Genomic DNA, 13325 nt, shown 5'->3' with positions numbered 1-13325 from the left:
TCAGCTGCGCGGCCACGCCGGGCTGGCCGTGCCCGCCGGGGCGGCGCAGCAGCAGCGAGAACAGCTCGGTGCGGATCGCCGCGATCGGCCGCTCGTCGCCGTCGGCCTTCGCCAGCCGGGCGAGCTGGTCGATCAGCGCGTAGGCCTCCGCGGCCTCGTCGGCGGACAGTTCCGCGCCCAGGGTGGCCATGCCATCTTGACCGGGCTGCAGGAACACGTCGGCGCGGCGCTTGGCCTGCTCGCGGCGCTGGTCGGCGGCGGGGGCGTCCAGCTCGACCAGCAGCTCCAGGGCGCGGGCCCGCAGCCGGGCCACCGACAGGTCCACCGCCTCGGGCAGCAGCCGGGCCTCGACCGCCCGGGCCAGCTCGGGGCGGGTGGCGCCGAGCACGTCGGCCAGCGCGCCCGCCCGCGCCACGTCCAGGTCGCCGGCGGCCAGCGCCGCGTAGGTGGCGGGCAGGTTCTCCCGCCACGCCAGCGCCCGGTGGTGCAGATGCCGGGCGGTGCCCCGGCCTCGGTTGAGCACCAGCGCCAGCTCCCCGGCGAAGAACTCACTCACCCCCACCGGATCCTCCCCGGCCGACCAGCCCGGCGCGCGTGTTCCCGGGGCGCCGGGCTGCGGGTCGTCGCCGTCGGGGGTCAGCTCGGCCAGCCGCAGGATCAGCTCCGCCTCGTAGGCGGCGTCCATCGCCTGCCGGCGCTGCCGCCGGGCCAGCTCCGCGGCCGCCTGCCGCTTCGACAGCAACTCCACCGGCAGCTGCGGCGGATCGACCGGCTGGCCCAGCGACCAGTCGATCAGCACGCCCTCGAAGGTCGAGGAGCCGGACATCCGAGGCACACCGACACGCTATGGCGGGGGTACGACATTTCCGTCGCCGTCATCTGAGTGCGGTCTGCCCCCGAGCTCGGCATGGCCCGCGCGACACCCGCTCGCGCCGGGCCTGTGACGCTCCGGTGACGGCTCGGTGACGTGTCAGGCGCTAGGCCTCGACGATGACGACTCTGAGCAGCCATGTGGAGGTCCTGGCGCCGCGCCGGGCACCGGACGACGACCAGCCCGCCTACGCCGGCACCGACGACTCCCTGCCCGCCGATCTCACCGTGCAGGTCGGCTCGGGCGACGCGGCGGTCGAGAAGTCGGTGCCGCTGCGCGACTTCGTCGCCACCGCCGGAACGCTCACCCTGGCCGAACGGAGGGTGATCGTCGAGCAGGCCCTGGTGCTGCTGGAGGCCAACTACGTGCACCTGCCGCTGAAGTCGGCGATGCACGCGGTCAACCCGGTGCAGCGGCTGCGGCTGCTGCGTGCCCGCCTGGAGCGGCAGACCGACGCCACGATGGACCCCGAGCGGGCCTTCCACACCGAGATGTCGGGGATCTTCCACTCGGTCCGTGACCTGCACACCAACTACCTGCTGCCCGCCCCGTTCGCCGGGATGATCGCCTACCTCCCGTTCCAGATCGAGCGCTGCACCGAGGACGGCGAGACGCGCTACATCGTCAGCCGGATCGCCGCGGGGATCGCGGCGGGCACGCTCACGGTCGGGGTGCGGGTGACCCACTGGAACGGGATCCCGATCGACACGGCGGTGGCCGTCAACGCCGACCGGTTCGCCGGCAGCAACCGCTCCGCCCGCCTGGCCCGCGGCGTGGAGTCGCTCACGCTGCGCTCGCTGCGGCTGCACCTGCCCCCGGACGAGGAGTGGGTGACCGTCACCTATCTCGACTCCGCGGGCGTCCGGCGGGAACTGCGGGAGCCGTGGCTGGTCGCCGGCAACGCGCCCGCGATGGCCGACGCCGGCGCCGTCACCACCGCGGCGGCCTCGATGGGGCTGGACCTGGAGGCCGACGAGGTCGGCCGCGCCCGGGCGCTGCTGTTCGCCCGGCGGGCGGTGGAGCAGCAGTACGGCGCGAGCGAGCCGGAGCTGTCGACGACCCCGGCCGAGGCCGGGGCCGAGGTGACCTCGACGATGCCGATGGTGTTCCGGGCGCGCAGTGTCGTCACCGGTGCGGGCACCTTCGGCCACCTGCGCATCTTCACCTTCAGCGTCGAGGACCCCGCGGCCTTCGTCGCCGAGTTCGTGCGCCTGGTCGAGCTCCTCCCGCGGGAGGGCCTGATCCTCGACGTCCGGGGCAACGGCGGCGGGCACATCCACGCCGCCGAGTTCCTGCTGCAGACCCTGACGCCGCGGATGGTCAGCCCCGAGCCCGTGCAGTTCATCTGCACGCCGCTGAACCTGACGATCTGCCGGAGGCACGCGGCCAACCCGACCCAGCAGATCGACCTGGGCCCGTGGTTCCCGTCGATGGAGCAGGCCGTCGAGACCGGCTCGATCTTCTCCTCGGCCTTCCCGATCACGCCGGTCGAGGGTGCCAACGCCGTCGGCCAGCGGTATTTCGGCCCCGTCGTCCTGGTCACCGACGCCCGCTGCTACTCGGCGACCGACATCTTCTCCGCGGGCTTCCAAGACCACCGGATCGGCCCGGTGCTCGGCGTCGACGACAACACCGGTGCCGGCGGGGCCAACGTGTGGACCCACGGACTCCTGTCGGCGCTGATGCAGATCCCGCAGCCCGATCCCGAGACGCCCTACGCCCCGCTGCCCAAGCAGGCCGACATGCGCGTCTCCATCCGCCGGACGCTGCGGGTCGGCGCGCTCGCGGGCACGCCGGTGGAGGACCTCGGCGTCCCCCCGGACGTGCGGCACGAGCTGACCCGCCGGGACGTGCTCGACGGCAACCTCGATCTGCTGGAGGCCGCCGGTGCGCTGCTGGCCGGTCTGCCGCGGCGGCGGCTGGACGTGCAGTCGACCGCGGCCGCGGACGGCACGCTCACGCTGCAGGTCACGACGGCGGGCGTCGGACGCCTCGACGTCTACGTCGACGGCCGCCCCAAGGCCAGCGTCGACGTGGCCGACGGCGACGTCACCCTGAGCGTTCCCGGCGTGCCGGGCGCGACCCGTCTCCGGATCGAGGGGTACGCCGACGGCGAGCTCGTCGCAGCGCGGACCGAGCCCCTCTGAGCGACTAGGGGGTGTGGGCGCGGGGTGGGGCGGTCGACTGGCGCACCGCGATGGTGGGCGGCAGCAGCACCGACCGCGGGTGCCGGCCAGGGTTCTGCAGCATGTCCAGCAGGAGATGGGCGGCCTCGGCCCCCATCTCCTGGTGCGGCACGTGGATGCTGGTCAGCGGCGGGCGCAGCTTGTCGACGAACGGGACGTCGTTGAAGCCCACGACCGACAGGTCCTGCGGGCAGCTCAACCCGCGCTCCTCGAGCACGTCGTAGCAACCCAGCGCCAGCATGTCGTTGCCGCCGAGCACCGCGGTGAAGTCGGCTCCGGAGTCCAGCAGCTGCCGGAGGCCGACCGCCCCCTCCTGCTCGGTCCAGCTCGCGCACGTGGCGATCAGCGCGGGATCCTCCTCGATGCCGTGCGCGGCCAGCGCCTCCCGGTAGGCGCGCAGCCGCACCACCCCGGTCGACGTGTCCTGCGGGCCGGCCAGGTGGGCGATGCGGGTGTGCCCGAGCGACGTGAGGTGCGCGACGGCCATGGTCGCGCCGGCCGCGTCGTCGGGGGTCACGGACGGGACCCCGCCGTCGGCGAGCCGGCGGTTGACCAGCACCATCGGCACGCCCTCGGCGTGCAGCTGCTCCAGGAGCGGGTGGTGCAGCCGGGCGGTGGCGATGATGAACCCCTCCACCTGCCGGGAGCGCAGCGACATGACCTGCGACCGCTCGCGGTCGAGGTCGTTGTCGGTGTTGACGATCCACGCGCTGTACCCGACCGGGCTCAGCACCTGCTCGACGCCGCGGACGATCGGCGGGAACAGCGGGTTGGTCAGATCCGGCACGAGCAGCCCGATCGTGGCCGACCGGGCCGTCTTGAGGCTGCGGGCGATCGGGTTGGGGCGGTACCCCAGGGCCTTGGCGACCTTGATCACCCGGTTCGCGGTGTCCTCGTTGACCAGGCCGCGCGTCTCGGGGTTCAGGGCACGCGAGGCGGTCGCCGGGTGGACGCCCGCCTGCAGCGCGACATCGCGGAGCGTCGGCGGGCGCACCGGCTCAGGGTAGCGGCGGACCGCCGTCCTGCGGATTCCTCGGACGGGGGACCCGGTTCAGCGTGCTCCACCCCGCAGCAGGCCGCGGGGGAAGGAGTGCAGCGACCGCGCGCCGTCGGCGGTGATCTCGAACAGCTCGCCGGTCTGCACGCCGGCTCGCAGGTCGGTCGTGCACACGTTGGGCTGCACGACGACGGTCATCCGCTCCTGCAGCGGCTCGGCGTGGACGCCGGTCGCCGGACCGCGGTGGCTGAGCACGGGCGGGAGGTAGCCGCCGCCGAAGCCGTGCAGGAGGTCGTCGACGGTGGTCAGGCCGGCGTCGAGGACGAGGTCCGCCGCGGCCAGCAGCTCCGCGGGCAGGACGCCGGGACGCAGGAGGCCCGACATCGCGGCCAGCGCGGCGTCGGCGACGTCGTGCAGTTCGCGGTACAGCGGTGTCGGCTCGGCGTCGACGGTCAGCGTCCGCAGCAGCTGCCCGGGGTAGTCCGGGCCCCAGGTGGTGCTCAGCTCGAACACGACCACCGAGCCCGCCGCGAGCCGCCGGTCACTGGGCCACTGCGCGGGGGCGCACCGGTCGGGGTCGGCCATCGAGGTCGCCGCGACGTAGTGGATGTGGTTGAGCGCGCCGGTGCCGGCGTAGCTGGCCTCCACGGCCGCGACCAGGTCCAGCTCGGACGCGCCGGGGACGGCGGCGTCGAGCAGCGCCTGGGCCGAGGCGTCGGTCAGCGCGGCCGCGTGCCGGAGGACCGCGAGCTCCTCGTCGCTCTTGATGCTGCGCAGCCGCGTGTAGTCGGCGTCGAGCGCGACCACGGTGGCGGCGCCCTCCAGCGCGGCGCGCACGGGGGCCGAGACCGGTCCGATCGTGCCGACCCGGGACAGCCGTCCCCCTGCGCGCAGCGCGTCGAGCACCGTCTCGCCGGTCCGCTCGCCGCACCCGGCGACGTCGGCGTCCCGCGCGAGCCGGCGGGCGTTGGGCACGTGGTTGGGGAAGCCCACGAACAGGGCGGCACGGCGCCCGGGCCGCAGGACGACGGCCGCCTCGCGGGTCACCGGCCAGCCGGTCAGCCAGGGGACGACGCTGCCGAACCGGTTGGCCCCGTAGGCGACGACCGCATCGAGGTCGTGCCGCGCGATCAGGTCGTCGACCTGCTGCCGGCGGGCGGCGATCTCGGTATCGCTGAAGTCCGGCGGGGTCATGGCGAGTCTCCGCTCTGGATCGCCGAGACGACGCGCTCGGCGGTGATGGGCAGATCGCGCACCCGGATCCCGAGTGCCGCGGCGACGGCGTTGCCGAGGGCACCGGCGGTCGGCCCCTGCGCCGCCTCGCCGGCGCCGAGCGAGGGCTCCTCGGGCCGGTCGAGCAGGACGACGTCGACGCGGGGGGCCTGCCGGAACCGCAGGATCGGGTAGCTCTCCCAGTCGGTGCTGGTGATCCGCGTGTGGTCGAAGCGCACCCGCTCCGCCATGGTCCAGCTGGCCGACTGCACCGCCCCGCCCTCGATCTGGTTGCGCACGCCGTCGGGGCTGACCACCCGGCCGACGTCGACGGCGAGGGTGAGCCGTCGCACCCGCAGCTCGGTGCCCGTCTCCACCTCCGCCACGACGGCGCACCAGGCGCCCTTGTCCTTGTAGCGGGCGTACCCGAGGCCCCATCCGACGTCGCCATCCGACGCCCGCCCCGACCACCCGGCGCGCTCGGCCGCGGCGAGCAGCACCGCCCGGCCGCGCTCGTCGTCGAGGTGGGCCAGCCGGAACTCCAGCGGGTCGGCCCCGGCGGCCTGGGCGAGCTCGTCGACCATCGACTCGATCGCGAAGACGTTCGCGTGGGCGCCGAGGGTGCGCAGCGACGACGACCGCAGCGCCACCTCCCGCAGCCGGTGCCCGGTGATCCGCCGGGCGGCGATGGCGTACCCGGGGCGGGCGTTGCGGGTGCTGCCGGCACCCCGCTCCGGCGGCGGGTCGCCCGGCGCGGCCAGGGGGTGCGGCTCGGCGAGGTGCGCGGCGGCGAGGAGCGCGGGGGTGCCGCGGAACCCGGGCCGCGAGGTGTGCCCCTGGCTCCACACGTCGGCCTCCCACGACACGATCCGGCCGGCGGAGTCGAGGCCGGCGGTCACGTCGACGGCCTGGGCGGAGCCGAACGGGGCCCACGAGAGCTCGTCCTGCCGGCTCCACCGCACGTGCACGGGGCGGCCGGGCACCGAGCGGGCGAGCAGGACGGCGTCGAAGGCGGCGTCGTCGGCCGCGTTGTGCCCGTAGGAGCCGGCCCCTTCGACGTGCTCGACGACGACGCCGCCGGGCTCGAGGCCCAGGGCGAGGCAGATGCCGGTGCGCAACCCGAACACCGACTGGCTGGAGCTCCACACGTGCAGCCGGTCGCCGTCCCACCGGGCGGCCCCGCAGCTCGGCGACATCGACGCGTGCGCCAGGAAGGGGCGCGAGTAGGTCGCCGTCAGGCTGGTGACGACGCCGGAACCCGGTGTGCCGGCCTCGTCGACGGGCAGGTCGTCGTGCGGGCCCGCCCGCAGGTAGCCCGCCAGGTCGTCCTCGTCGGGCAGCGTCGCCTCCTCGCGCCACTCGGCCGCGGCGCGCAGCCCGGCGACGGCGAGGTCGGCGGCCCGCTCGGTCTCGGCGACCACGCCCAGGAACGAGCCGTCGCGGACCACCGCGACCACACCGGGGGCCTGCCCGGCGGCGGCATCGACCGCGACCAGCGCGGCCCCGGGTGACGGCGGACGCACCACCCGGCCCCAGAGCTGGCCGGGCAGCGCGAGGTCGGAGAGGAACCGGGGGACGCCGGTCACCTTGTCGGGCAGGTCGATCCGCGGCAGCGACGTCCCGGTCAGCCGGAGCTGGTCGTAGGGCTTGGTCTCCACCGGCGGCCCGGCGTCGCGGTCGAGGTCCACGGCCGCCGCGAGCTCGCCGTAGGTCAGGCTGCGGGCCCCGTCGACGGTGCTGATCCGGCCGTCGTCGACCCGCAGGTCGGCGGGGTCGACCTCCAGCGCGGCCGAGGCGGCGTCGAGGAACAGCCGGCGGACCTGGGCGCAGACCTGCCGGACGGCCGCCCCGGCGTCGGCGACGGACATGCTGCCGGCGGTGGGCCCCTCGTCGGGGCCGAGGCCGGTGTGCGCGGCCAGCATCGTGATCGCGGCGGGGTCGACGTCGAGCTCGTCGGCGGCGATCTGTACCAGGGCGGTGAGGATGCCCTGGCCGAGCTCCACCTTGCCGATCCGCAGCGCGACCGTGCCGTCGGCGCCGACCGACAGCCAGGCCGACAACCGCGGGTTGGCGAGGACGTCCTTGGGCAGGCCGGTCACCGGGACTCCCGGCCCGCGCGGACGACGGCGGCGATCATCCGGTGCTGGATGCCGCAGCGGCACAGATGCCGGTCGAGGGCCGCGGCGACGGTGGCCTCGTCGGGCTGGGGGTTCTCGGCCAGCAGCGCCGCCGCGCTGACCACGATCCCGGACACGCAGAAGCCGCACTGGGCGGCCTGCTCGTCGAGCACGGCCTGCTGGACCGGGTGCAGCCGGTCGCCGTCGGCGAGGCCCTCGACGGTGGTGACCGACCGGCCCTCGACCGACCACAGCGGGGTGTCGCAGGCGGGGACGGCCCGGCCGTCGACGAGGACGAAGCAGGCGCCGCACTGGCCCAGGCCGCAGCCGAACCGGCTGCCCGTCAACCCCAGGTCGCCGCGGAGCACGTCGAGCAGCGGGGTGTCGGGATGGGCGTCGACGTCCCGGCTCGTGCCGTTGACCGTCAGCTCCACGAGGGGATCACCTCCGCACACCCTCCAGGAGGGCCGCGGCGTTGCCCGCCAGGATGAGGTCGCGACTCGCCTGGTCGAGGCCGGCCACGGCCGCCACCGCCGCCACCGGTTCGGGCTCGCCCATCATGAACGGGTAGTCGCTGCCCAGGACGACGTGCTCGGCGCCGACCACGTCGATCAGGAAGCGCAGCGACGCGGGCGAGTGCAGCACGGTGTCGAAGTAGAGGTGGCGGAGCCACTCGCCGGGGGAGCGCGTCAGGTGCTCGGCCGCCCCGCGCGCACCGGTGGCGAACCCGCGGTCCCAGCGGCCGATCTGGTACGGCGCGAACCCGCCGCCGTGCACCAGCACCATCTTCAGGCCCGGGTGGCGCTCGAACACGCCGCCGAAGACCAGGTGCCCGAGGGCGAGGGTCGACTCGGCCGGGTTGCCGATCAGGTTGTTCAGCCCGTAGCGGGTGACGTTGCGGCCGGCCAGCGAGTCGAGCGGGTGCACCACGACCAGGCACTGCAGCTCCTCGGCCGCCGCCCAGAACGGGTCGAGACCCGGGTCGTCCAGTTCGAGGCCGTCGACGGTCGTCGCGATCTCCACGCCGACCGCCCCGAGTGCGGTGACCGCGTGCCGCAGCTCGGCGACCGCCCGGTCCGGGCTCTGCAGGGGCACCGTCGCGAGGGCGCGGAACCGGTCCGGCGCCTCGGCCACGGTCGCCGCGAGCGCCTCGTTGAACATGCGCGCGTACCGCGCCCCGGTCGCGCCGTCGAGGGAGTAGGCGGTCAGGTCGATCCAGCTCGAGAGCAGTTGCACGTCGACCCCCGACGCGTCCATGGCGGCCAGCCGCCGCGGCACGTCGAGGAGGGCGGGCATGAACGGCCGGGTCTTCCCGGCCCCGGAGATGAGGGCGGCGTACTTGCCGTCGGCCTCGGCGATCTCGATCCCATAGCGCCCGCTCTCGGCGCGCAGGGTGTCGATCACCCCCACCGGGATGCAGTGGGCGTGGACGTCGATCGGCCCGCTCACAGGGCACGCTCGCGCATCAGTGCCTGCAGGTCGTCGTCGGCCTCGAGGCGGTAGACCCCGCCGCTGACGCGGTCGGTCACCCAGATGTCGAGGTCGGCACCCACGAAGACGTCGTTGATCTGCGCGGCCGCCTGCCCGTCGGGGGTGTCGGGCAGCCAGTGCGCGACCTCGACCGGGTGTTCGGCGTCGCGCAGGTCGTACACCCGCAGGCCGGCGTTGAACCACGTGCAGAAGACCAGATCGGCGCTGCGGTAGGTGCCGGGCCGGTTCTCGTGCAGGTTGTGCGGGCCGAACCGCAGCCCCCGGTCGTAGAACTCGTCCGGGGGTGGCGGGCAGATGCCGACCACCCGCGGCGCCTCGGGGTCGGAGACGTTGACGATCCGCACGTGGTGCGGCTCGCCGGCGCGGCCCTCGGTGACGACCTCGTCGGTGACGACGAGCAGGTCGCGGCCCGGGAGCGGCAGGCAGGTGTGGGTGTCGCCGCCGGGCTCCCAGTTCAGGTGCCCTACCTGGGTGGGCTTCGACCGGTCGGAGATGTCGAGCACGACCAGGCCGGCGTCGCCGTAGCCGAGGTAGGCGGTGTCGCCGTCGACCAGCGCGTGGTGCGCGGCGTACCGCTTGCCGTCGGGGACCTCGAGCGTCTCGCCACCGCCGGTCCACTGGCCGGGCCACCACCAGCGGCCGGCCTCCACCGGCGTGCGGGGGTCGCTCATGTCGACGATCACCCAGATGCGGTCGTCGAAGCCCTCCGGGATGGCCGACACGTACGCGTACTGCCCGCCCTCCCAGACGATGCGGTGCACGCCCTTGCCGGTGGAGTCGAACCAGCCGATCTGCTGCGGGTCGAGCGGGTCGGCGAGGTCGTAGACGGCCATGCCGGCGCTGTAGGGCTCGCCGCCGCGGAACTGCTCGTGGTTGACCAGGAGCAGGCCGTCGGCGACCTGGACCTTGTGCGTGTGGCTGCCGTGCGGGGCCTCCCACTGCTTCACCAGCGTGAGCGACGTGGGATCCGACGCGTCCAGCACGCTGGTGCCCATCCCGCTCGGCCCGAAGTGCCCGACGTAGACCGCGTCGCCCTCGCGCATCACCTGCATGCCGTCGCCGAAGCCCCCGAGGTCGTCGTGGGCGACGGTGCGCAGCCCCTTGCTCGACCCGCTCCTGCCGGTCTGGTCAGTCATGTGTGCTCTCCAGTCGGTCGGTGACCCAGTCGGCGACGGCAGGTCGCACGACGGTGGCCAGGTTGTTGCACGAGTGGTTGCCGTCGGCCTCGAGCCGGACGGTGGCCCGGTCGCCCAGGGCGGCGGCGATGCGGTGGGCGTGCGCGACGTCGATGATCGTGTCCCGCTCGCCGTGGACGACGAGGACGGGCGCCGTCAGCCGGTCGAGGACGCCGTCGAGCGTCACATCGGCGAGGAGCCGGCGTGCCTCGTCCTGGTCGGCGGCGCCCACGAAGTCGCGGAAGCCCTCGCGGGTCACCTCCTGCAGGTCCCCGAACGCGCGCAGGTCGTAGGGGCCGGCGATGTCGACGACGCCCCGCAGGCCGGGGAAGGCGGCGGCGTGGGCCAGTGCGAGATGCCCACCGAAGCTGGTGCCCACGACGACGACGCGCTCGGCGTCGACTCCCTCGAGCGTGCCGATCGCCTGGGCGACGGCGGCCATCGCCTCGGCATAGCGGTCGGTGCGGAAGGGCGAGGAGAGCGCCCCCTCGCCCTGGCCGGGGCCTTCGACGGAGAGGGTCGCGACGCCGCGCCGCAGGAAGTAGGGCTCGTAGGTGCTGAACTGTTCCTTGGTGGACTCCAGGCCGGGGATGAGCACGGCGAGCCCGGGACTGTCGGCGTGCATCGGCCGGCGCACATAGCCCACGACGGTGCAGCCCTCGCCGTACGGGATGCTCACCGGCTGCGCCGGCGGGTCGAGCAGGGGCGCCGCCCGCGCGTACAGCGCCGACATGCGCGCCTGCAGGGCCGAGCGCCGCCGGGGGTCGTCGGTGAGCACGAACTGGGCGAACTGCAGGGTCAGCGCGGCCCGGCGCAGGTGCTCGCCGGCGGTGACGGGGTGCCCCTCGTCCAGCGCCGCCCGGCCGAGGGCCTCGTAGCGGTCCGCCGTCGCGGTCCAGGCGTCGGCCCAGTCGTCCCAGTCGGCGACCTGCTCGAGGGTGCGGGTCAGGTCGAACCAGTCGATGCCGTTGGCCAGGAACCGTGGGTACCAGTTGGCGACGACCGCCTGCAGCTTGCTCATGAGGGCGCTCCGGCGAAGGTGTCGTGGATCAGCGAGACGACCGAGGCGGCGAGCAGCACGAGGATCACCCGCTGGAAGGTCCGCGCCGACAGCTTCCTCGCGGCCCGGACGCCGAGGGGCAGGGCCAGCAGGATCGGCAGGAGGGCCAGCAGGCTCTCCAGCAGCCGGGTCGGGGTGTAGAGCCCCACCCCGGCCAGCGTGATCGCCTGGACGGTCGAGAAGACGAAGAACAGCGACGAGAGGGCGAAGACGTACGCCCGCGGCGGCATGCCGAAACCGTGCAGCCAGGTGGTCAGCAGCGGCCCGGAGATGCCGGTCGCCCCCTGCAGCCCGCCGGCCGCCAGGCCGACCGGGCCGGCGCCGATCCGCGTGACCCGCTCGGGCAGCGTGAAGCCCGGCTTGGCGACGGACAGCACGATGTAGGTGACGATCACCAGCGCCAGCACCCCCGACAGCACCCGGCCGTCGAGGGAGTGCAGCAGCATCGTGCCCGCCACCGAGCCGACGACGCCGGCGGCGAGCATCGCCGGCAGGTGCCGGGTCCGCGGTGCCTCCGCCCGGTGCGACCAGACCAGCAGCCCGTTGGCGACGACGCCGGGGATGGCCATGACCACCACGGCGTGCTCGACCCCGAGGAACACCGCCATCACCGGGATGGCCAGCTGGGGGAGACCGCCGCCGGTCGCGCCCTTGATGAACGCGCCGACGGCGATCGCCGCCACGATGACGACGAGGTCGAGGGCCTCGATCCCCATCGCTCACCGGGCCTTCGGGAGTCGGTGGCTCACGCAGTGCGGTGCAGGCGCGTGAGCACGAACTCCTTGTGACCCAGGATCTCCGCGGCGCACCAGCGGCCCGACGCCGTCGCCGCCACGATGTCCTCGGTCGCGTCGGCGGCCTGGTCGAGGGTCATGTCGGCGGTGATCAGCGGCGAGACGTCGAGGTCGATGTGCTCGCTCATCGTGGCGACCGTCTTCGGGTTCGCCGTCAGCTTCAGCACCGGCACGATCGGGTTGCCGATGATGTTGCCCTGGCCCGTGGTGAACAGGTGCAGGGCGGCGCCACCGGCGGCGAACAGGGTCACCGACTCGGCCGCGGCCGACGAGGTGTCCATGAAGTGCAGACCGCGCCGGGTGGGCGCCTCGGCCATCTCCAGGACGCCGTCGATCTTCGCCTGGCCGATCTTCTGGATGTTGCCGAGCGCCTTCTCCTCGATGGTCGTGAGGCCGCCGGCGATGTTGCCCTCGGTCGGCTGCGAGCCCAGCAGGTTCGCCTCCTGCTCGAGGATGATCCGCTGGTGCTCGTCGAAGAGCCGCTGGAACTTCTCCCGCTGGACCGGGTCGGTGATCCGGTCGGCGACGATGTGCTCGCCGCCGGTCAGCTCGGAGGTCTCCCCGAAGAAGAACGTGCCGCCGGCCGCGGTGAAGCGCTCGGCGAACCGGCCGATGGTCGGGTTGGACCCCAGGCCGGAGGTGGTGTCCGACTCGCCGCACTTGGTGCTGATGATCATGTCGGTGAGCGGGATCTCCTCGCGCAGGAGCGCGGTGGCGTCGCTGACCATCTGCACCGCGACCCGGCTGGCCTCCTCGATGATCTTCAGGTCGCCCTTGCCCTCGATCGAGAACGCGGCCACCGGCTTGCCCGTCGCGGCGATGCCGTCGGCCACGCGGCGGGTCCAGTTCGGCTCGATGCCGATGACCACGACCGCGGCCACGTTCGGGTTCGCGCCGGTGCCGATGAGCGTCTGGAAGTGCAGCTCGAGGTCGGGGCCGAACTGGAGGCGCCCGTACGGGTGGGGGAGCGCCATCGTGCCCTGCACGACCTTGGCCACCGACTCCGCGGCGGCGTTGGAGATGTCGTCGATCGGGAGGATCACGACGTGGTTGCGGCACCCGACCTGGCCGTTGGCCCGGCGGTACCCGAGGAACGTGCGTCCGGCGCTCATGCCCAGCGCTCTCCCTTGACGTTGTGGACGTGGACGTGCTCGCCGGCCCGGATGTCCCGGGTCGCCCGGCCGATCGCGATGCCGTACTTGATGACCTGCTCACCGGAGGCGAGCGGGCGCAGGGCCACCTTGTGCCCGAGGGGGACGGGGTCGACCACGTCGAGGGTGAACTCGCTGCCGTTGGACTGGATCTTGCCCGGCACCGCGGGCCCCGGGTCGATGTCCTGCACGGCGACGCCGACGACGTCGTCGGGTGCGTGTACCAGGAAGCTGTGCGCCATTGATGTTCCTTCCCGCGCCGGCCTGGTGC

At 74.0% G+C, this 13325-nt stretch carries 12 protein-coding genes; 1 reads left to right on the top strand and 11 read right to left on the bottom strand.

Annotation, left to right across the window (positions count from 1 at the left end):
• Positions 1–826 (bottom strand): DUF222 domain-containing protein (locus ABD644_RS11475; protein WP_344689005.1); only part of this gene is annotated, 826 nt, incomplete at its 3' end.
• Between the two features lie 164 nt (positions 827–990).
• Here ABD644_RS11475 and ABD644_RS11470 point away from each other — a divergent pair.
• Complete coding sequence (locus tag ABD644_RS11470; protein WP_344688998.1) at positions 991–3018, top strand: S41 family peptidase; 2028 nt, start codon at positions 991–993, stop codon at positions 3016–3018.
• 4 nt (positions 3019–3022) lie between these two features.
• Here ABD644_RS11470 and ABD644_RS11465 read toward each other — a convergent pair whose 3' ends face one another.
• The 10 genes from ABD644_RS11465 to ABD644_RS11420 are packed head-to-tail and all read right to left on the bottom strand — an operon-like array spanning position 3023 to position 13296.
• Positions 3023–4051, bottom strand: a complete 1029-nt coding sequence (locus tag ABD644_RS11465) for a LacI family DNA-binding transcriptional regulator (RefSeq protein ID WP_344688997.1) — start codon at positions 4049–4051, stop codon at positions 3023–3025.
• 57 nt (positions 4052–4108) lie between these two features.
• Positions 4109–5248, bottom strand: coding sequence for a M24 family metallopeptidase (locus ABD644_RS11460; RefSeq protein WP_344688996.1), 1140 nt, complete (start codon positions 5246–5248; stop codon positions 4109–4111).
• Positions 5245–7365 carry a xanthine dehydrogenase family protein molybdopterin-binding subunit gene (locus ABD644_RS11455; protein WP_344688995.1) on the bottom strand — a complete coding sequence of 707 codons (2121 nt, stop codon included), beginning with the start codon at positions 7363–7365 and terminating at the stop codon, positions 5245–5247. Before ABD644_RS11455 ends, ABD644_RS11460 begins: the two co-directional genes overlap by 4 nt.
• Positions 7362–7817, bottom strand: a complete 456-nt coding sequence (locus tag ABD644_RS11450; protein WP_344688994.1) for a (2Fe-2S)-binding protein — start codon at positions 7815–7817, stop codon at positions 7362–7364. The genes ABD644_RS11455 and ABD644_RS11450 overlap by 4 nt, the downstream gene beginning before the upstream one ends.
• A gap of 7 nt (positions 7818–7824) precedes the next feature.
• Complete coding sequence (locus ABD644_RS11445) at positions 7825–8832, bottom strand: amidohydrolase family protein (protein ID WP_344688993.1); 1008 nt, start codon at positions 8830–8832, stop codon at positions 7825–7827.
• Entirely contained in the window at positions 8829–10010 is a 1182-nt protein-coding gene (locus ABD644_RS11440; protein WP_344688992.1) for an LVIVD repeat-containing protein, read from the bottom strand. Before ABD644_RS11440 ends, ABD644_RS11445 begins: the two co-directional genes overlap by 4 nt.
• Positions 10003–11070 (bottom strand): alpha/beta hydrolase family protein, encoded by a 1068-nt coding sequence (locus ABD644_RS11435; protein ID WP_344688991.1) that lies wholly within the window; start codon positions 11068–11070, stop codon positions 10003–10005. Before ABD644_RS11435 ends, ABD644_RS11440 begins: the two co-directional genes overlap by 8 nt.
• Positions 11067–11825 (bottom strand): sulfite exporter TauE/SafE family protein, encoded by a 759-nt coding sequence (locus ABD644_RS11430; RefSeq protein ID WP_344688990.1) that lies wholly within the window; start codon positions 11823–11825, stop codon positions 11067–11069. Before ABD644_RS11430 ends, ABD644_RS11435 begins: the two co-directional genes overlap by 4 nt.
• 29 nt (positions 11826–11854) lie before the next feature.
• Positions 11855–13015: a UxaA family hydrolase gene (locus ABD644_RS11425; RefSeq protein ID WP_344688989.1), complete on the bottom strand. Its 1161-nt coding sequence runs from the start codon at positions 13013–13015 to the stop codon at positions 11855–11857.
• Entirely contained in the window at positions 13012–13296 is a 285-nt protein-coding gene (locus ABD644_RS11420) for a UxaA family hydrolase (protein WP_344688988.1), read from the bottom strand. The genes ABD644_RS11425 and ABD644_RS11420 overlap by 4 nt, the downstream gene beginning before the upstream one ends.
• Between the last annotated feature and the right edge of the window lie 29 nt (positions 13297–13325).

The organism is Blastococcus jejuensis (assembly GCF_039534705.1).
GTDB classification, from domain to species: Bacteria; Actinomycetota; Actinomycetes; order Mycobacteriales; family Geodermatophilaceae; genus Blastococcus_B; species Blastococcus_B jejuensis.
The sequence above is the reverse complement of the archived record's forward strand: the minus strand, read 5'-3'. Positions and strand labels throughout refer to the sequence as shown.